This window comes from Methanosarcina mazei S-6 (genome assembly GCF_000970205.1).
GTDB lineage: Archaea > Halobacteriota > Methanosarcinia > Methanosarcinales > Methanosarcinaceae > Methanosarcina > Methanosarcina mazei.
Genome location: NZ_CP009512.1, coordinates 798,880 through 819,102, shown reverse-complemented (window position 1 = coordinate 819,102; position 20,223 = coordinate 798,880). Strand labels below are relative to the sequence as shown.

Here is a 20,223-nt window from a genome sequence, read left to right as displayed (position 1 = left end):
GTGAAAAGCCCGGGACTTCTAAGTCTAATCATTACTATTCTTTTTGCAGGATTGATCATATTTGCCGGAGCCGCAGAGCCGAGTGGACCCGGTGATTTCACATCCAATCAGTTTTCGAAATCAGGAATCTGTTCGAACTGCCATGGGAGCAGTTTCGGAGAATGGGCCGGCTCCATGCATTCGCTTGCAGACAGCGACTTTTTTTACAATGCAATGCTTCAGGAATATGGTGTAGCTGCAGAAGCCCAGGGGCTTTCCCCGGAGTTTTGTTCCCGTTGCCACACCCCTATAGGAGTGGTTTCTTCCGAAATACCTCCCCTTGATGGGTCTCACCTGAGCGAAGTTTCAAAGGAAGGGGTACAGTGTGACTTCTGCCATGTAGTTGCCGAAAGCGAAGGGATCGGAAACGCCCCCTATATCCTTGAACCGGGAAGTGTAAAATGGGGAAACAGGGAGGATGCAGAGTCTCCATCCCACGAAACAGAGGGACATGAGTTTTATGACGATTCAGCATACTGCGGCATGTGCCATAACATCTACCATCCGGTAAATAATTTGACTCTTGCAGCCACATATACGGAATGGGAAGAAAGCCCTTACGCTGAAAATGGGGTAAACTGCCAAGCATGCCACATGACCCCCGGAATTGTTAAATTCGAAAAAAATCCGGGAAAAGCTGCCTCATCAGGCCCTAAGAGGGAACATGTTTATACTCATCACTTTGTGGGTGCAAACGCTTTCGTAACCGGTGAAATGGGTGAAGGCAGGCATGAAAAGAGAGCTATTGAGTATCTCCAGAACGCCGCAAAACTTGAAGTAAATGCTTCTGATTCGGCTGAACCTGATGAGAATGTGGAAGTTGAAGTCAAAATTACGAATGTAGGAGCAGGGCATAAAATTCCAACCGGAGTCACCGAAGAAAGAGAAATGTGGCTTGAGCTTACGGTAAGTGATTCAGAAGGGAAGGCACTTTATCATTCCGGAGCTCTTGACAGCAACGGTGGAATTGACCCCGAAGCAACTGTCTACCACACAGTCTTTGCTGATGCCGATGGAAAGCCAACAGTCAAGGTGTGGGAGGCAGCAAGCATCTTTTCAGACAACAGGATAGGCCCGAAAGAATCCGTAATTGAAAAGCATTCTTTCATAATGCCTGAAAATGCTTCAAACCCTATCAGTACAAAGGCAATTCTTCACTACAGGTCGGCTTCTCAGGTGCATATTGACGAGCTTTTCGGAGAAGGAGCCTATGATGTGCCTGTAATTGATATGGCAACATACCCTGAAGAAGAAGAAAAATCATCAACTCCTGGATTCGGAATGCTTGGAGCAGTCGTCGCCCTCTCTCTGGGCAGCGTCTTCAGAAGGATTATTCAGAAGGATTAAGAAGTAAAACGGAAGGAAAAACTAAAAATCAGGGTTAAAATCGTAAGGGCATAAGATTATTGCCCTGAAGCCACAACATCATATGGATGAATCCGGAAGTTGCCGACTTCGATAAACCCTGAATCTGATTCAAAAGACCCTTAATTTAGAGATACAGGAGAAGGGACATGCAGGAAACCGAAGCCAAACCTATAAGGATCCTGGGAATATCGGGAAGCCCCAGAAATATGGCAACTGATTATCTGGTTCAGGAAGCCCTGAAAATCGCAAAGGAGAAGTATGGTGCAGAGACGGAATATTTCTCCGCAAAAGGAAAAAAACTGAATTTCTGTATCCACTGTGATTTCTGTATTAGAAAGAAAGAAGGCTGCATCCATAAGGACGACATAGCGGCTGAACTTTACGATAAAATGATCTGGGCAGATGCCTGGATAATAGGAACTCCTGTTTATCAGGGAACAATAAGTGCCCAGACTAAAACGATAATGGACCGCTGCAGGGCTGTGGTCGCAAGGGACCCTAAAGTATTTTTAAATAAAGTAGGGATGGGGATTGCGGACGGAGGAGACCGCATAGGCGGACAGGAACCTGCTATTCAGACAATTCATACTTTTTACATAATTAATGAAATGATTCCTGTTGGAGGAGGCTCTTTCGGGGCAAACCTGGGAGGCACCTTCTGGTCAAAGGACAAAGGGGCAGAAGGGGTTTCTGAGGATTCGGAAGGCATGCGGAGCCTTAGAAGAACCCTTAAGAAGCTTATCCAGACAGCCCAGCTCGTAAAGAGGGCTGATGCCTCGGAAGAGCCTCAAACTCCTGCGCCTGAAATATCCGGAGAAGCACATAAGCAGTAACTCCAGGCGGGGTAAAGGGTTAAAGATTCGGAAGTCCGGGAATAATCACATGATCATGGTAATAAGTCATCAGAGATTGGATTGAAGCCCAGGAAGGTGTTATCTTGGTAGAATCGTTAGACAAACAGGTTAAACGCATAGCATGGGGAATTACAGGTTCCGGAGACCAGATGATTGAAACTTACAGCATTCTGGTAGACATAAAGAACAGAACAGGCGTTGAGACAATGGTTTTCCTGTCCAAAGAAGGGGAAACCGTAATGAAGTGGTATCATCTATGGGATAAAATTCAAAATGATTTCCCTAATTTTAAAGTGGATGCAGGCCCGAACTCTCCATTCATTGCAGGCCCGCTGCAGATGGGATATTATGATTTCCTGCTGATAGCCCCGGCAACCGCCAATACAGTAGCAAAAATAGTGTACGGAATTGCAGATACCCTTGTTACGAACGCGGTGTCTCAGACAGCAAAAGGAAAGACGCCCATATTCATCCTTCCTGTGGACCAGAAGAGGGGAACTGTAAAAACTGCCGCACCCAGTGGCAGGGCGTTTGAGCTTACAATGCGTGAAGTAGATGTTACAAACTCGGAAAAGCTTGCGCAGATGGAAAACATAAACATACTTACCAGCCCCTATGAAATATATGACATATTCGGGATTGAAAGGCCTACTGAAGATATAACTGTAAAAGTTCGGGAACAGAAGAGAAAGAAAGCAAAGAAGGTAGCTGAGAGTTGAAAACTCTTAAAATAAGGGGAAACCTGAAAAATAAAATGGGGGAAAAATATGGAAAGCGCATACCAGAACACTGTAGATGAAGTAAGGAATCTTAAAGGGATTGAAGAAGCTCTGGCTCTTGCAATTGAGAGAGAAAAGGAAGCAAAAGACTTCTACATGCAGCAGGCTGCCATGATGGAAAACCCGAAATTTAAGGAGCTTTACGAGCACCTTGCAGGCGAAGAAGTAAAGCATCTGGGTTATCTCGAAGAATACCGCGATAAAAAAGAACTGCCTGCTATCAGTACGGAAGTTCCCAGCGGGCAGTCTTTCAGCCCTGAGTTCGACCCTGCAAGGACAAAAGTGGGAGAGATTACCCTCGGAGATGCAGGCATACTGCTGGCAGCCATGAGGCATGAGAGAAAGAGCGAGGACTTTTATTCCGAGCTTGCAAAAAAAACAGAAGACGAAAATCAGAGAAATTTCTTCCAGATGCTGTCAAGGTATGAAAGAGAACATTATGAGATTATTGACAGTTACCTGGAAAATGTCACAAGTTTCCGCATGCAGACCTGAAAAGTATAGAAGGCCATCAGCGTATGGAAACTGGGATAACAGGCGGAACAGCCGAACTTGCCAGAAGAATCTACTGGGTAGGATCAATTGACTGGAACGGCAGGGAAACATCAGGGAGTTTCACGGGTTTACCACCCCGGGTAGGGGTGGGACGACCTGTAACTTCTGCCTTATTGTCGGAGAAAAATTACCTTATTGATACTGTGAAGGCTCCTTTTGCAGAAGAGATGTGAGGTGCATACGCCAGTTTATTGACCCCTCAAAGCTCGATTATATAGTAGTAAACCATATGGAGCCTGACCATAAAGTTCCCTGCTGGAGCTAAAAAAGCAGGCGACGCAAAAATCCTCATCACAGGAAGAGGAGTCTGTATTCTTAACGGCTACTTCAAAGATTCCGGCAGTAAGGACTGGAATCTTGAGATAGTGAAAACAGGCGATGAGCTTGACCTTGGAGGCAGGACCCTCATTTTCCTTGAAGCTGCCATGCTTCACTGGCCTGACAGTATGGAAATTTTTCGGAAAGAGGACAGGATTCTCTTCTCAAACGATTGTTTCGGGCAGCATTTAGCCTCAAAGAGGTATGATTTTGAAGTGGGAGACGCCCTTCCTGACGCTGTAGAGTATTATGCAAACACTTTAATGCCTTTCCACATATCCTAACACTTTAATGCCTTTCCACATTCCTCTTCTCCGCTTTCAGGGAGTTCTGGAAAAACCTGGAGTCGAGGCCCTGCAGATAGCCCTTTCCCATTAAATTATATGGAAACAGGATCTCAAGCACCAAGATGACCTTTTTACTTGTTCCACCTGTTAGAAGGGCTTATTTTTAATTAATTAGCGGCATAAAGCTCTTTTTCGCTTGCTCCGCTTCGCTCAGGAGACTAATTTATGAATTAGAAAAGTGAGCTTCGTCCATGAGGACTCACAGATCAGGCATTGCTTTTTTTTGAAAACATTTAGAGGTTATTTAAGATTTACTTTTTGGGCATTTTCAGATTCGATAGCCGTAGAGGTTAGAAATATTCAGTCCTGAGATTTATTAGAAAAATACTTTCACCCTGCTTGGCGGAAGTTAATAAGTACAGAAGTCATTTTCAGGAGTAGAGGTGAATACAATGGAAGAGATATTCAAAGGATTGGTAGAACGAGCTCAGTACTATGAACAGTTTGAGAGCTTCAGAAACCGGGATATTTCTGGACAGTTCGGGGATATAACAGAAATGAACCTGAGGATAAAAGTTTCAGTACCGAATATGTGAGACCGGAAAGGAATTAACAATTGTATCCGGAATATGCTGGAAACGGTAAATCCGGATAATGAAGGCTGCAAATCTCTAAAAAGGCGGAATGTTGAGATTTAACTTCTCAACACAACAAAAATTAAAAAAATCAAATGAAGAGGATGAAAAAGAAAAAGAAACGAAACTAACAGACAACCGGACAGACAGACCTAAAAAATTAACAAGATCGATATTAGAAAAACAGAAATTTAATTAAGAAGAAGTGAAGGATTAAATGAAAAATTAGAAGGGAGTGGAGGGGCAAAGAAACATAATTTTTAACGAGTAATTTTTTAATGATTAATGAAATTTTTGAGGGGCCAGAAAATAAAAAAATAAGAGAAGAGAATTTTTTTTCAAAATGCGACCGGAAATAGTGCAAAACTTTAAAGTCTGGAGATTACTTTTCAACTTTTTCCAGATCTTCCTGAAGGTTCTGGCCAAGTTCCGCATTATAGAAGTCTCCGCTAGCAGGAAGCTCCATTAAGAATATACTGGTGATATCAAGTGCAGCATCTCCTTTTTCCATTTCAAGGTCAAGAACGTGCCCGCCTGCGCTTCTGTTCTCTGTGATAAAGTGAAGGTGATATCCCGGTACATTTACGCCCTTTACGTATTCGGGAGTTCGGAATCCTACCAGTGTACCACTTACGTTTTCAAATTCAAAGACGGACTGGGAAGATACTGCATCTGCCAGTTGAAGATAAGGCTTCTCCTGCCGGGGTACACTCCGTGCTTTTACGTAAGAGAAATTTCCGTCAACCTTTACAGCATAAAAAAGATTTTCCGAAGGCAGATTAAGGTCAAGAAAATCTTCGAGCTCGGAAAGGTTTGCAGATTTCTCAAGCCTAAAAGTTTCATCAGCTTCAAAATAGGTGACAGTGGCAAAAGGAGTTGTTATTTCCCCGGAAACAGGATAAGCAATACCATCTGTTTTTATTTGATAGTAATTGCCATCAAGAGCGAGCATTTCCCCTTCGAGCCCATCAAAAGTCCCTATACCAAAGTCCCCATGAGTTTTAAGATCAGAAACAGGCAGAACCCCATCATAGACTCCCAGAAGCAGGGCATCAATTGTTGAGACCTGATAGAGTACGTCAGAGGCATTATTGCTGATATCCGGAACTAAGTTCTCAATGCTTTCGACGTTGCTATTTTTGCCAGAGGTCTCAGGAGTGTTGCCAGCAAAACCTGTGCAGCCTGAAAATAAAGTAAATGAAGTAACTGCTAAAAGGATTAAAAAGATTAGAAAATATTTTATGTTCATCCGTGTTCCTCACAGAATTCTTTTAAAAAATTATTGTTTCTGAAATTACAAATAAGTTTAGTATGTTTTTTAGAATACTCAAAAAATTTATAAGAAATGAGGCTGAAGTACTCTATGGGAAAGGGAACAATATGGAAGAATATTTTGAATATCTTGTTGAGAGGGCACGGTATTATGAAAGGTTTGAAATTTTTAGAAAAGGAGACCCGAAGGTCCAGATCGGTTTAAACAGGAGTGAACATATCAAGAAAGAGATATCTGTTATTGAACTCGTTTTCAAGCAGGATTTGGAAAAAAACAATTAAGGATCAGGAAAAAAGTTAAGAATGAACTGCAGATATCATACGAATAATTTTTAAAGGAATTTCCTGTTTTTTCCGAACAGGCTACTCTTTAACCAGCATTATTCTTGCCGGAGTCCGACCGCGCCCTTAAGAAGGGGCAGGCCAGGGAATGTATATCCCTATATAGAGACTCCCTATATAGAGACCCCGAGGTTAAGCCAGATAAAAGGACCATGTTATTGATGAGCGGCTCACGAACTTCTTCATCTTCTTCATGCCTGTTTACTCTCAGATGATAAAACTCCGGGCTTTTGACGCCGGCGTCAACAGGATTCCTGTAAATTTTCGAGGCTTCGGATTCTGAGTTAAAGTTCTGCATTATCCTGAATTAAGGCTCTGCATCATTCTGAATTAAGTTTCTGCATTATTCAGAGTTAAAGGTTCTGCATTATATACTTTGCAACCGCATTACCCACTTCTGCAGTGCTCGCCCTGCCTCCCAGGTCAGGAGTAATTATTTTTTTCTGAAGGAGGTCAGCTATTGCAGCATCAATTAGTCGGGCTTCGGGTTTGCCCATCCATTCGAGCAGCATTTTTACGCAGAGAATTGCTGCAAGAGGGTTTGAAATTCCTTTTCCCGCAATATCAGGGGCACTCCCGTGCACGGGTTCAAAGAAGGCGTACTTTTTCCCTATATTGGCGCTAGGGACAAGCCCAAGGCTTCCCACAAGGGCTGCACACATATCACTCAGGATATCTCCGAAAAGGTTTGTTGTTACCACAACATCATACTTTTCGGGGTGCATTATAAGGCTGTAAGCCATGGAGTCAACCAGCATGTCTCCATACTCAACTCCATAAGAGCTGGCAGTTTCCCTGCAGACATCAAGGAAAAGTTTGTCTGACTTCAGGACATTGGACTTGTGGACAATGGTTAATTTGCCGGACCTTTTTTTTGCAAGCTCGCAGGCGTATTCCGAAATCCTCTCAGAACCCTTTCGGGTTATCACCCTTTTTGTCCAGGAAAGATCATGTCCTATCTCCTCGATCCCGGAATAAAGCCCTTCAGTATTTTCCCTTACGATAATGAAATCAAAATCGCTTCTTCCGGAAACTCCCACAACGCCAGACAGGGGTTTTACAGGCCTGACATTGGCGTAAAGGTCAAGCTCTTTCCTGATAGTCAGGAGAACACTTTTATAACCTGGGTCAGGTACCGTGGTGACTGCTCCGAAAAGCACAGCATTGCAGCTCTTTATAATTTCCATATCTTCTTCTGACATTGCAGTGCCTGTTCTTTCCCACCTTGCATAGCCGATTTCCAGAGGCACTTTTTCGAATTCAAGCCCGAAGGCGTCCAGGACCTCAACAGCTGCGGGAATCACTTCCCTGCCGATACCGTCACCTTCGATTACCGCGAGTCTCATGGTACTGCATCTATGGCTTGAGGTATATGAATCTGGCGTAACTTTATAAGATTCTAAGGTAATTTTCAGATCCAGTCCATATGTTCGGCAAGGATTTTTACTCCAAGCCCTATGAGGATCAAACCGCCCAGGATTTCAACCTCATTCTCGAAAAAGTGGCCGATCCTGTACCCCAGAACTGCCCCGCAAAAAGACATGACAAATGTTACACAACCTATGATAATTACGGGCTCGAGAATGGGCGTCCCCAGAAAAGCAAAGCTGATCCCCACTGCAAGGGCGTCTATGCTTGTTGCGACTGCTAAAAGGAAAAGCATGGAGTAGTTAAGGGAATTTACTTTTCCGTCCGGGTCTCCGTAGAGGGCTTCATAGATCATTTTGCCCCCGATGAAAGCCAGGAGCCCGAATGCAATCCAGGGGGCATAATCTGAAACAAAGCCACTTACCGCACTTCCCCCAACCCAGCCCAGTACCGGCATCAGGGCCTGGAAGCCCCCGAAAAAGACAGCCAGCTTGAGGGCATCACTTACCTTAAAGGGCCGGACTGTGGTGCCGCTTGACATGGAAACTGCAAAAGCGTCCATTGCAAGCCCCAGTCCTAAAAGGAAATTTGTAAGAAAAGACATGAAAAAGTAACTCCGACTTCGTTTTATACATGAGATCCCGGGATAATAGGTTATCCGGCACTTAAAGGTTTTCTGGCTGCATTTACCGGTCCTGGGCGGAACTGTTTTTATTCCTGATCCTGGTTACAAGATTTCGGACCGCTTCGGAAACCTGGTATTCCGATGCTCCCCAGTGGACAACAGCCCCTTCAAAACCTGAAATATTTACAAGCCCTGACTTTTCCGACCTGCAGCAGCGTGTAATAAAGGATTTTGAAGGCACAACTATTTCGGATTTAAAAGGGCAGATGTTTATGAAAGAATATTCAAGTTCAGGAAAACGCATCTCAAAAAGAGTCTTTGAGATTTCGCATCCTACAAGCAGGTGCCCGTCTTCGGTAAGAATATCCGAGTCAAGGCATTTCCCTTCAAGCCCTGATGAACTGCATGGGAAGACAGATTTTTCCCCTTCAAAACGCCTGAGGTCAACAATATTCTCAGTAAACCTGACCTGCAGATCCCCGAAAATCCCACTGGCTTCAAGCCTCCTCACTACCTGGGAAAGCCATGCAGGCTCAGGAGGAGCAACATCAAGAATTTCTATTTCGAGAATAGCGGAAGGGTCCGGCTCGTGGACTATGGTAACATGCCTGTCCACACCCGTAAAAATGACAGTGTTTACCCTGCCAGTACAGAGTTTTAACGCCGTCTCGATCAGGAGGGCACGGTCCTTGATGTTCAGTTCCTTATCATATTTGACAACCTCTTCTCCTGAGGCGATCGTCTCAAGGGCTTCCACTTTCCTTAGAAACCCGTCTCCGCTTTTTTTAACGCGGTAAACTGTATACTCAGAACTGCCTTTCTCAGAACTGCCTTTTTCGGGTTTTTCCCTTTCTTCAATAAGGTACTCCGTAAGGAAATAAACCGGCTCCTCAGTGCTTTCGGGGAGCACTTTAGTCACTCCCACATATTTGTACTCGTCTGGAAAAATCATAAATATCGCTTTTGATGCTGTTACCCTGCTGGCCCGATCAATCTACAGACCAGGCAACAAAGCATATTTCATTAATTTTGCTATAATCGTCCGTTAAACTGATTTATTTAATTGTCCATTAAGCTGATTCTTCTTTCTCCTGATCCCGGACTTTTTTTCTATGGGCAACAAGCCCGCCGTCAGTGAGCATATCGAGAAGGAAGTCAGGAAGTTTGTTTCCCCTGAAAACACCTTTTCCGGAAACTTTAACTTCACCTTTAAGCAGGTCAACTTCAATTTGGTCCCCTTCCTCACATTCAATGTCGGCTTCCATTAGAGGCAGACCAATATTAATTGCATTCCTGAAAAAGATCCTTGCAAAAGATTTTGCGACGATACAGGCTATTCCGGCGTGCTTCAAAGCCAGAGGAGCCTGTTCTCTTGATGACCCGCACCCGAAATTGTCCCCTGCGACAATGATATCTCCGGGCTTTGCTTTCTTTGAGAACCCGGGGTCAATACCTTCCATTGCATGAGCCGCAAAGACCTGCATATCCTTTGTCCTCAGGTATTTTCCCGGAATAATTACATCAGTATCTATATCGTTTCCGAATTTCCAGACCCGGCCTTTAATAGGGTTTTCCATCACACGTCACCTTTAAAATAGGTTTTTTTAATAGTATATCTAGATAGCGATATAAAAAGGAAAAAATAATAAAGGAAATTAAAGACTGGAAGAAAGCAGATGTGCAGAGAACCAAGCTTTACATCTTGCTGCTTTATTTTTTTACTTCCAGGCGAAATACCCCTTCAAACCTTTATTTCTTCTCCATTTAATACTGCTTCTTCACTTACCCTCACTTCTGTGGTCGTATCCCCATAGCTTACGACATAAGCGCCTGTCGGTGCAGTGTCGAACTGTGTTTCTCCGGGGATGGGGCCTTCGGTTGAGTAAGGAACAATAAACTCATACCTGCCTTCAGAGTCGGAACTTGTCGACTGGGAATACTCAAACGTTCTTCCCTGACCTGTCAAAATTGTTGTGTTTATATTGACAGTTTCATTGGGGGAAACTGTTCCTGTAATCTTTGCACCCTTTACGTACTCGAAAATCTTGACATAGCCGGAGTCAACTTCAGGGATGCTGCTGCCATAAAGGAAATTATAGACCTGCTTGTATCCTGCTTCCTGGGTTTGATAAGCCCATGTTTCATAAACAAGACGGTACTGTTTAAGCCCGTTTCCGTCCAGAAAATGGAGTCTGGATTCCATCGAATCAAAATAACGTTTGGAAGGGAGGTACTGGTAACCGTCACCTGTCCAGTAAGGTTGCATATACCCTTCGGTATCAAGAGTCCATTCCGGCATTGCCATAAATATATCAACAGCCATCCTTTCATCGGACATAATGTAACGCGCCCCGGATTTTTCAGGGTCTGGGTGAATAGATTCCAGCACTTCTGTTGCTTCTTCTTCGGATTGTGCAGTTAAAAAGGGTGCAGCACCTGGCACATTTGTTTCATTAATGCTTCCTCTGCGCCCACCTATCCCTGCCTGGAAAGGGTTCGCATTGGGCATCCTGTGGCCCAGGGTTTCTATGTAATGGCCGTAGTCCCACCAGGACATGACCCCATATGCAGATTCAGGGTAATCGAAAAGCTTCCCGTCTTCAGGGGCTTCATAAATAGCGTTGTAGTCCATGCCTGGGTCAGGAGTGCTGGATTTGAGCCACAAACAGGCTTCTATCCATGCCCAATCCGGGTCATTTGAACCTGTTGATTGTACCATTGCAGCCCCATATACAGGGTAGATAAGAAAAACTGCTATAGCCAGGACCGCAAGAACCTGCTTTGCCCTGAAGGACTTCAGGAAACCCGGAATATCTGCAGGAGATTTTACACTGGACTTGAATTTTTCATCAAGTTCATTCCACTTTACCTTTTCAAGGAGTAAACCTCCTATGTAGGCACTGAGAATTGAAACATTAATTGAGTAATAGTACGCGAAGCGGTTCTGGCCGTAAATTGCAAAAAGCATCAAAATACTCCAGACCAGAACCAGCACTTCTTCAGGTTTTGCTTTCCGGATTACGCTCACAAGAAGGATAATTAATCCAATTATTGAGGCAAAAAATCCGGAGACTGTGAAGTTTCCAAAGGCTCTCGATAAAGTGAAAGTGCCTCCATAATAAAACATAGAGGAAACTTCACCAATTGTAGCCGCTCCTCCTGTCAGGACTCCAAATACGGTATTCGGAGCGCTTATAATAAGAGAATAAACGGACGGAGATGCAAATCTTATTGCAAGGAGTCCCAGGAAGCCAAGTAAGAATATTGCCAGAGGATAGTAGTAAGCTTTTAGATTCCTGTTTTTAAATTCCCTCTGGATAAGACTCAGAGCTGCAAAGCCTGCCATAGTGCCAATGGCTGTCGCCACATGGAACCAGGTGTAATAGTACATTGAAAAGCCCAGTTCAGGATGAATAAAAGGAAGAATAAGAATCGCACTTACCAGAAATGTGATAATACCTGTGAACCCGAGATAATCACTCGATTCGCCATTAAAGTTATCAAGGATATACTGGACAACAGCATAAACCAGGGCAATAAACAAGAAAAGAGAAGCTCCTGGCCAGGAAAGCTGGTAAGCGGAATACATGACACCAGCAATTATAGAATAAATAAGCGGCTCCTTAACCACATTGAAGTTTTTATTGAATAAATCTTCAAAACGCAAATTCTTTTTCTTTGCAGTGATTATTGCCAGCATGAAAAACATCATGAAGAAAGTGCTGAATAGAGACTCAGCCACGTGATGGTCCGTGAAACCAATAAGTGAGCGTGACAAAAACTGTCCCGGAGCAAAAGCAATAAAGACTGCAGCGAGGATGCCGGTTTTACGGCCTCCGAGGTATTTTCCGATATAGTAAACAGGAATAACAGTAAGAGCACCCAGAACTGCAGGGAAATAAGCACCAACAGTATTGATAAGATCCTGACTCGGGCTGCCCAGTCCTAAAATTAAGGATGTTATCGCCATCATCTGGTCGTAAAGAGGACCGAAATGGATGTAACTGCCATAAGGATAATTGGTCATAGGGTTGAAAAACATCCTTTGAGGATAATTTTCGAGAAGAACATTCAGGGTACGAATATGGTACCAGGGATCGTTACTCGTGAACTTTACAAATCCGTTGGACAAAAACACATGATCGTAAGGGCGCATTCTGACCCACAGGGAAACAAAGCCAATTATCGCAACTGCCAGGGTATAAGGCAAGCTGGACTTTATTCTAGACTTGAACGTTGTTGCAGGATGATTCTCAGAATTCATAGTAATTCCTTTTAGGACTAGATTTTTACAATCAAATATATAATTTATGTGAGAAGAAAGTAGAACAGATTGTATTAATTAAATCTGAAGGTTTATAATTTTATCCCGGTTTCGATCTCGCCAGCCATCTCCACAAAAAAGAATTCTGACAGAGAATTTATGGCAGATAAATCACAAAAGGCGGAAAGACTAAAGAAAGATATGAAGAGAGATATGCAGAAAGAAACGCAGTTTAGATTTTCAGGTGCAGTTTAATTTTTTCTGCACATCCCAGGATCTGCATATCCCGGCACATATCAGCTTTAGATCCCGCTTCCGGCTTTAAGTTGCCATTAGATTTTTATTTCCTGTCCATTCAGCACTGCTTCCTCATTCACCCTTACTTCTTTTGTTATATCCCCATAGCTTACGACATAAGCGCCCGCAGGTGCAGTATCGAACTGTGTTTCCCCGGGGATGGGACCTTCTGTCGGATAAGGAACAGTAAATTCATACCTTCCTTCAGAGTCAGAACTTGTTGACTGGGAATACTCAAACGTTCTTCCCTGACCTGTCAAAATTGTTGTGTTTATATTAACGGTCTCATTGGGGGAAGCTGTTCCTGTGATTTTAGCACCCATTACATACTCGAAAATCTTGACATAGCCGGAATCAACTTCAGGGACGCTGCTTCCATAAAGTAAATTATAGACCTGCTTGTATCCTGCTTCCTGGGTTTGATAAGCCCAGGTCTCATGGACAAGGCGGTAATGTTTAAGCCCATTTCCGTCCAGAAGGTGAAGCCTTGACACCATTGAATCGAAATAACGTGTGGAGGGAAGATACTGGTAGTCACTGCCAGTCCAGTAAGGCTGGTAGTAGCCTTCGGTATCAAGGGTCCAGGCAGTCATTGCGTAAAACTTGCCAGTGGCCATTTCAATATCCGAGATGATATAGCGAGCGCCTTCTTTTTCAGGGTCGGGATGGATAGCCTCCAGCACTTCAGTTGCTTCTTCTTCAGACTGAGCTGTAAAGAAAGTAGAAGAGCCAGGCTGATTTTCTTCCTCCATGCTTCCCCTGCGTCCTCCGATTCCTGCCTGGAAAGGATTTGAATTGGGCATCCTTTGCCCGATAGTTTCAATCCAGTGACCATAATCCCACCAGGACATAATTCCGTATGCAGAATCAGGATAATCGAAAAGCTTCCCGTCTTCAGGAGCTTCGTAAATTCCGTTATAATCCATTCCCGGGTCAGGAGTATAGGATTTGAGCCAGAGACACGTTTCTATCCAGGGTCCATCAGGACCACCTGTGCCTTTTGTAAGTTCCATTGCAGACCCGTACACAGGATAAATAAGTACAACCACTATAGCCAGGACCGTAAGAACCTGCTCTACCCTTAGGAACTTCAAAAAGCCCGGAATATCTGCAGGAGATTTAACAGTGGACTTGAATTTTTCATCAAGTTCATTCCACTTTACCTTTTCAAGAAGTAAACCTCCTATGTAGGCACTGAGAATTGAAACATTTATTGAGTAATAGTACGCGAAGCGGTTCTGGCCGTAAATTGTGAAGAGAATTAAAACACTCCAGACAAGAACCAGTACCTTTTCAGGTTTCGGTTTCCGGACAGCATTTGCAATCAGGACGAGCATTCCAAGCAAAGAAGCAAAGAAACCCGAGGCAGTAAAGTTTCCAAAGACTCTTGAGAGGGTAAAAACCCCACCGTCGTAAAATATTGAGGATACTTCGGCAATCGTGGAAGGACCGCCTGTCTGGACTCCAAATACGGTATGTGGAGCGTTTATAATAAGTGAATAAATGGGTGGGGACGCGATTCTTATTGCAAGGAGTCCGAAAATGCCAAGTCCGAATATTGCCAGAGGATAGTAGTAAGCTTTTAGATTTCGGTTTTTGAATTCTCTTTCAATAAAGCTCAAAATTCCAAAACAAACTACTATTCCGGTGGCTGTTGCAACGTGGAACCAGGAGTAATAATATAGAGAGAATCCCATATCAGGGTGGACAAATGGAAGTATAAGTATTGCACTTACCAGAAATGTGATAATACCTGTGAACCCGAGATAATCACTCGATTCGCCATTAAAGTTATCAAGGATATACTGGACAACAGCATAAACCAGGGCAATAAACAAGAAAAGAGAAGCTCCTGGCCAGGAAAGCTGGTAAGCGGAATACATGACACCAGCAATTACAGAATAAATAAGCGGCTCCTTAACCACATTGAAGTTTTTATTGAATAAATCTTCAAAACGCAAATTATTTTTCTTTGCAGTAATTATTGCCAGCATGAAAAACATCATGAAGAATGTGCTAAATAGAGACTCAGCCACGTGATGGTCCGTGAAACCAATTATCGAACGTGACAAAAACTGTCCCGGAGCAAAAGCAATAAGGACTGCAGCGAGGATGCCGGTTTTACGACCTCCGAGGTATTTTCCGATATAGTAAACAGGAATAACAGTAAGAGCACCCAGAACTGCAGGGAAATAAGCACCAACAGTATTGATAAGATCCTGACTCGGGCTGCCCAGTCCTAAAATTAAGGATATTATGGCCATCATCTGGTCAAAAAGAGGACCGAAATGGATGTAACTGCCATAAGGATAATTGGTCATAGGGTTGAAAAACATCCTTTGAGGATAATTTTCGAGAAGAACATTCAGGGTACGCATATGGTACCAGGGATCATTGCCCCCAAACCTTACAAACCCATTGGATAGAAAAACATACTCAGACGGACGTGTTCTAATCCACAGGGAAACAAAGCCAATTATCGCAACTACCAGGGTATAAGGCAAGCTGGACTTTATTCTAGACTTGAACGTTGTTGCAGGACGATCCTGAGAAACCATAATAATCCCCTTCAAGAGGTTCATTTCGCGACAAATATATAATTTGTATTAGAAGAGAATCAGAGAGATTCAAAGGTTATGTATATTTCGGTTCTACTTACTCGGTTTTATTTATTCGGTTTTATTTATTCAGTTGTATTTATTCGGTTTTATTTATTCAGTTGTATTTATCCAGTTGTATTTATTCAGTTGTATTTATTCGGTTTTACTTTTCCTGTATTACTTATAATAATTTCAATTTTCTCACCGTAAAACTGATTAAAATGGCTTCAGAGATGCACCAACAGAAGAAAAAATTAAATGGATTGTGTTAATTCAATGTAACAGTTTATAATTTTATCCCATTTTTGGTCCGGAGCTTCATAATACTCCCCTGTCCCTAGAAGGCTCAGGACAGCTCCCCTGATGGATTCGACATCTCCGGGAGGGACAAAAAAAGTACCTTCATACCCTGCCATTGATTCTTTCAGGCCGCCTACTTCAGAGACTACCACCGGTTTTCCAAAAGACATAGCAATATGGGCAATCCCACTCTGGGAAGCCCTCAGGTAGGGCAGAACCACCACATCTGCAGCGCTGAAATAAATATTTACCCTATCATCAGGAACGTACTCATCTATAAGCGTAATTTTATCGTGTGCTGGAGACGCATTAATCTGGTCAAACAGTTCTTTTCGGTCTTCCCAGATTTCTCCGACGATCAATAGCCTGCTTTTTTCAAGGATTTCGGGAGGAAGCTGCTCAAAGGCTCTTATAAGGTAGGGAGTCCCTTTGTACTTTCGGATCAAACCAAAAGATAGAATCACAAACTCTTCATTTATCAAGAGATTCTTTTTTGCTTCCTTTGTGTCGAGCAGTTTTCCATACTGGTCATAAAGCCCGTGTGGAATTACATGGATTTTTTCAGGGGCAATTGTATATCTTTCTGCAACAAGCTGTTTATCGGATTCCGAATGGGTAATATATGCATCAAGGTTTTTGCGAAGCAGTTTTCCCGTTATTTTCGAATATAACCGAATAGGAAGTATGGACTCTTCAAAGGGATCCACGACTTCATGAAATTCGATTATAATTTTTGGCTTATTTGACATGCCTGCAAATATCTTTAACAGGAGCTGCATATGGGCAACTGAGGAGGTCCACCACTGCAAAATTATGACATCAGGTTTCTGTTCTTTAATGAAATTATATGCCCTGAGCCACGTCAGTGGGTTATTATAGTCCATTCCATCAAAAACAGGGATTCCGGAAGAAAAGTTCAGGTTAGAGATATCTTTTCCGACGTGAGACTTTCCGGGAAAAAGAAAGGTTGGCAACAACTGTCTGAAGCAGATAACAGAAACATCTTTTTCCGAATGCATTGCATTTGCCAGACGAATAGTATAATAACTGATTCCACTTAAAAAACGCTTGGAAGGTCCGACTATGCAAATGCTTCTGCTGAATGCCATCTATCTTAACTATCACATTATCTTTATATTAAGCTAATGCATTACTCCTTATAATTATTCGTGTAAAAGAGGTTTATTCTTGAAAATAGCCCAGATCTGTCCTCGTTATTCTCCTGATATTGGAGGAGTGGAAACACATGTCAAAGAAATTAGCGAGAGGCTGGTCAGGGCAGGGCATGATGTTGAGGTTATAACAACAGACCCTTCTGGAAAACTTGAAAAAAGGGACACTATAAATGGGGTAAAGATATTAAGGTTCAGGTCTTTCGCCCCAGGAAATGCATACTACTTTGCCCCGCAGATCTATTTTTATCTTAAAAAGCACAATTTTGATGTGATTCATGCACACAGCTATCACGCTCTTCCTGCTTTATTTGCAGCTCTTGGAAAACGTGGAAGAAGGTTTGTATTTACACCTCATTACCACAGGAGCGGGCATACAGCATTTAGAAACCTGCTGCATAAGCCGTACAGGCTCTTTGGAAAAGTGATATTTTCCAGGTCAGATTCCGTGATATGTGTCTCAGAGTACGAAAAAAGGCTAGTTGAGGCTGATTTTAGAGTTGAAGGAAAAACTGTAAAAATTCCAAATGGGGTCAATCTCAAAGAGTTTGAGCATCTGAGAAATAGTCAAAAAGGTAAAGGCGTTGAAAAGAAAAGAGGAAAAGAGAAAACTCTCCTTTATGTTGGTCGTCTGGAAGAGTATAAGGGGGTGCAGTATATAATTCAAAGCCTGCCTGAACTGAAAGATTTCAGGTTAAGGGTTGTTGGAAAGGGACCCTACGAAGAAGAGCTCCGAAATATGGCAAAAAGCATGGAGGTGGCTGAAAGGGCCGAGTGGTTGAAAAATCTTTCAAGAGAGGAGCTTCTCGAATGTTATGCAGATGCCGATATATTTTTGATGCTCTCTTCCCATGAAGCATATGGAATAACGGTTGCTGAGGCACTGGCTGCAGGAATACCATGTGTGGTTGCAAAGGGGAGTGCACTTGAAGAGTTTGTTGATGGGGAAAATTGCGCAGGGATTGAGAATCCTGTAACAGTAGAAAAAGTGATTGATTCGCTTCAAAAAATTGAGATATTTAAAAGAGAACCGGTTTCTGGGAGATTAAAGGGAATAATGGACTGGAATGAAGTATCAGCTAGAATAGAAAAAGAGTACATAAAGCAAAGTAATAAGACAAATCATTAATTTTTTCATTAAAAGCAACCTTTGCAGAATTATTCCTGGATTTTTGGGGAATTTAGATATGGAAATTGATTATATAAACGGCCTGAAAACAGATGAGATATTCGGGATGTCAAAATATCAAAGTGAAATCAATAGCAAGCTAGGGAACGTCAAATTAAATAGGATTGAATATCCGGACATATCAAAGACACCTGGGGTTAATAAAATTGTTGAATACTTTGTATATCCATTCATTGTAAAGAAAGAAGTAACTAAGAATAACGTTAAGCATGTGACCCGCCAGGATCTGGCGTTTCTTCTCGAGCTAATAGATTTAAAAAAAACAATTGTTACCTGCCATGATATTATACCTATTGCATACTATCATACCCAGAACCCCATATGGAAACTTAATGCAAAAGGATTGAGAAAAGCAGAAAAAATAATTACGGTATCCGAATTTTCTAAAAACGATATTATTAAACATATAAGATATCCAGAAGATAAGATAGAGATTATACCTCCTGCTGTAAACCACAATTTATACTATCAAAATCGAAATAAGTCAATTTTGAAAAAGTATGGAATAAAAGAAGATGAGAAAGTAATCCTGTATGTCGGAGCGGAAGAACCAAGAAAAAATATTCAAGTTTTAATAAATTCATTCGATAAATTAAAAAGTAAAATTTCACAGATAAAATTATTGAAAGTCGGAACGCCAAATTACCTGCGAGTAAGAGAAAAACTCCTGAAACAAATAGAGTCCCTGAATTTACAGAAGGATGTTATCTTTGCAGGGTATGTGCCAGAGAGTGAATTAGCAAAAATATACAATGCTGTAGACTTATTTGTATTTCCATCTTTGTATGAGGGTTTTGGAATACCACCTCTCGAAGCTATGGCTTGCGGGACCCCGGTAATAACATCAAACAGCTCTTCACTGCCTGAAGTTGTAGGGGATGCTGCTATAATTATAGACCCATACGACGCAAATAAATTTGCTGAAGAAATGTATGAAGTATTAACAGAAGACGGGCTCAGAGAAGAGATGATCAGGAAGGGACTTGACAGATCAAAAATGTTTAGCTGGGAAAAAGCCGCGAGAAAAACTCGCGAGATCTATGAACAGGTGGATGAACTGTGAATAAAACACCCAGAGTTTCGATAATTTTACCTACGTATAACAGGTCTTCACTTGTGAGACGCTGTGTTGACTCCATACTAAAACAAACATATACTAACTGGGAATTGATAATTTCGGATGACGGGTCAATTGATGATACAGCAACTATTGTGATGGAGTTTACTAAACTTGATTCCCGGATAAAAGTGAACATAAATGCGAATAATCAGGGCAGTCCAAGAAATCGAAATATAGCGTTGGCTATGGCAACAGGCGAATTAACACTATATATAGAGGACGACTTGATATTACATCCTGATTTTTTGGAGGTAATGGTTGATACTTATAACTTGTTGCGTTCAAGAGGAATAAGAGCAATAGTAGTTCCTCGCCTTATTGAAAAAATAGACCAGCGAAGTGAAGCTGTAAACCAGGCTGCAAAACAGAATGTACCTTTCTTGATAAATAAATGGACCGGTGAGATCTTTAATAATTACAGCAAAGATTTTGGTGGTAAACTTATGGAAGTTGTCATTGGACATGCGTGCAGTCTTTATGATACCTCAATATTAAGAGAAGTGAGAGGGTATACTGAAAACACGTATAAAAGAAACTACTGTAGAGAAGAGAGTGATTTGCAGCTCAGACTCGCAAAGAAAGGGTACAGGTATTATTTTCAGCCAAAGGCCGTGGCAGATCACGCAAAAATTAACACTGGTGGCTGCAGAATATCCGATCCCTTGAGTCAGACTTACTATTATGCAAGAAACCATATCGTGTTTTTGGTTAAGATTTTTGGTATCAAATCAGTATACATGATACCCTGTTTTTTACTGGAACTGAGTCGCAGGATTATAAGAAATAATCTTAAGACCCATGGTTAAATGGCTCAAGTAAACTCTCGCGCTGTACTCAAT

19 protein-coding genes are annotated in these 20,223 nt (G+C 42.2%); 11 read left to right on the top strand and 8 right to left on the bottom strand.

All coding sequences use genetic code 11. The features are described 5' to 3' along the window. The 7 genes from MSMAS_RS03590 (at position 1) to MSMAS_RS18580 (ending at position 4,796) form a co-directional block, all read left to right on the top strand. Complete coding sequence (locus MSMAS_RS03590; protein ID WP_048041324.1) at positions 1–1,386, top strand: multiheme c-type cytochrome; 1,386 nt, start codon at positions 1–3, stop codon at positions 1,384–1,386. Between the two features lie 167 nt (positions 1,387–1,553). Beyond that, positions 1,554–2,240 (top strand): flavodoxin family protein, encoded by a 687-nt coding sequence (locus MSMAS_RS03585; protein WP_011032585.1) that lies wholly within the window; start codon positions 1,554–1,556, stop codon positions 2,238–2,240. 104 nt (positions 2,241–2,344) lie between these two features. Continuing rightward, positions 2,345–2,980 (top strand): archaeoflavoprotein AfpA, encoded by a 636-nt coding sequence (gene afpA / locus MSMAS_RS03580; RefSeq protein ID WP_011032586.1) that lies wholly within the window; start codon positions 2,345–2,347, stop codon positions 2,978–2,980. Between the two features lie 48 nt (positions 2,981–3,028). Then, a complete protein-coding gene (locus MSMAS_RS03575) occupies positions 3,029–3,535 on the top strand; it encodes a ferritin family protein (protein WP_011032587.1) in 507 nt (168 codons plus the stop codon). A gap of 23 nt (positions 3,536–3,558) precedes the next feature. Continuing rightward, entirely contained in the window at positions 3,559–3,768 is a 210-nt protein-coding gene (locus tag MSMAS_RS03570; RefSeq protein ID WP_011032588.1) for a hypothetical protein, read from the top strand. Between the two features lie 192 nt (positions 3,769–3,960). Next, positions 3,961–4,197 carry an oxygen-binding di-iron domain-containing protein gene (locus MSMAS_RS03565; RefSeq protein WP_011032589.1) on the top strand — a complete coding sequence of 79 codons (237 nt, stop codon included), beginning with the start codon at positions 3,961–3,963 and terminating at the stop codon, positions 4,195–4,197. A gap of 455 nt (positions 4,198–4,652) precedes the next feature. Continuing rightward, entirely contained in the window at positions 4,653–4,796 is a 144-nt protein-coding gene (locus MSMAS_RS18580) for a hypothetical protein (RefSeq protein WP_015411241.1), read from the top strand. 421 nt (positions 4,797–5,217) lie between these two features. Here the strand turns inward: MSMAS_RS18580 and budA are convergent, their stop codons facing one another. Next, positions 5,218–6,084, bottom strand: coding sequence for an acetolactate decarboxylase (gene budA / locus MSMAS_RS03560; RefSeq protein WP_011032590.1), 867 nt, complete (start codon positions 6,082–6,084; stop codon positions 5,218–5,220). A gap of 62 nt (positions 6,085–6,146) precedes the next feature. Here budA and MSMAS_RS03555 point away from each other — a divergent pair, with 62 nt between their 5' ends. Then, a complete protein-coding gene (locus MSMAS_RS03555; protein ID WP_011032591.1) occupies positions 6,147–6,389 on the top strand; it encodes a hypothetical protein in 243 nt (80 codons plus the stop codon). 413 nt (positions 6,390–6,802) lie between these two features. Here MSMAS_RS03555 and MSMAS_RS03545 read toward each other — a convergent pair whose 3' ends face one another. The 7 genes from MSMAS_RS03545 to MSMAS_RS03515 all read right to left on the bottom strand — a co-directional run bounded on the left by MSMAS_RS03545 (position 6,803) and on the right by MSMAS_RS03515 (position 17,012). Further along, positions 6,803–7,795, bottom strand: a complete 993-nt coding sequence (locus MSMAS_RS03545) for an isocitrate/isopropylmalate family dehydrogenase (RefSeq protein ID WP_011032593.1) — start codon at positions 7,793–7,795, stop codon at positions 6,803–6,805. A gap of 65 nt (positions 7,796–7,860) precedes the next feature. Further along, the gene (locus MSMAS_RS03540) at positions 7,861–8,421 is read right to left on the bottom strand and encodes a manganese efflux pump MntP (protein WP_011032594.1); all 561 of its coding nucleotides are present in this window, start codon (positions 8,419–8,421) and stop codon (positions 7,861–7,863) included. 82 nt (positions 8,422–8,503) lie between these two features. After that, positions 8,504–9,394, bottom strand: coding sequence for a DUF7714 family protein (locus MSMAS_RS03535; RefSeq protein WP_011032595.1), 891 nt, complete (start codon positions 9,392–9,394; stop codon positions 8,504–8,506). 118 nt (positions 9,395–9,512) lie between these two features. Next, positions 9,513–10,019, bottom strand: a complete 507-nt coding sequence (hacB, locus tag MSMAS_RS03530) for a homoaconitase small subunit (RefSeq protein ID WP_015411247.1) — start codon at positions 10,017–10,019, stop codon at positions 9,513–9,515. Between the two features lie 164 nt (positions 10,020–10,183). After that, positions 10,184–12,706, bottom strand: coding sequence for an oligosaccharyl transferase, archaeosortase A system-associated (locus MSMAS_RS03525; RefSeq protein WP_048039851.1), 2,523 nt, complete (start codon positions 12,704–12,706; stop codon positions 10,184–10,186). Positions 12,707–13,038: 332 nt separating this feature from the next. Then, a complete protein-coding gene (locus tag MSMAS_RS03520; RefSeq protein ID WP_048041854.1) occupies positions 13,039–15,561 on the bottom strand; it encodes an oligosaccharyl transferase, archaeosortase A system-associated in 2,523 nt (840 codons plus the stop codon). 296 nt (positions 15,562–15,857) lie between these two features. Further along, entirely contained in the window at positions 15,858–17,012 is a 1,155-nt protein-coding gene (locus MSMAS_RS03515) for a glycosyltransferase family 4 protein (RefSeq protein ID WP_015411249.1), read from the bottom strand. Positions 17,013–17,091: 79 nt separating this feature from the next. Between MSMAS_RS03515 and MSMAS_RS03510 the strand changes: the two genes are divergently transcribed. From MSMAS_RS03510 to MSMAS_RS17820, 3 genes are read left to right on the top strand one after another with little or no spacing between them, the layout of a single operon-like run. Next, the gene (locus MSMAS_RS03510; protein WP_015411250.1) at positions 17,092–18,204 is read left to right on the top strand and encodes a glycosyltransferase family 4 protein; all 1,113 of its coding nucleotides are present in this window, start codon (positions 17,092–17,094) and stop codon (positions 18,202–18,204) included. A gap of 58 nt (positions 18,205–18,262) precedes the next feature. Further along, positions 18,263–19,327: a glycosyltransferase family 4 protein gene (locus MSMAS_RS03505; RefSeq protein WP_048038650.1), complete on the top strand. Its 1,065-nt coding sequence runs from the start codon at positions 18,263–18,265 to the stop codon at positions 19,325–19,327. Further along, on the top strand, positions 19,324–20,190 hold the full coding sequence (locus MSMAS_RS17820) for a glycosyltransferase family 2 protein (protein WP_052716852.1): 867 nt from the start codon (positions 19,324–19,326) through the stop codon (positions 20,188–20,190). Before MSMAS_RS03505 ends, MSMAS_RS17820 begins: the two co-directional genes overlap by 4 nt. The last annotated feature ends 33 nt before the right edge of the window (positions 20,191–20,223 follow it).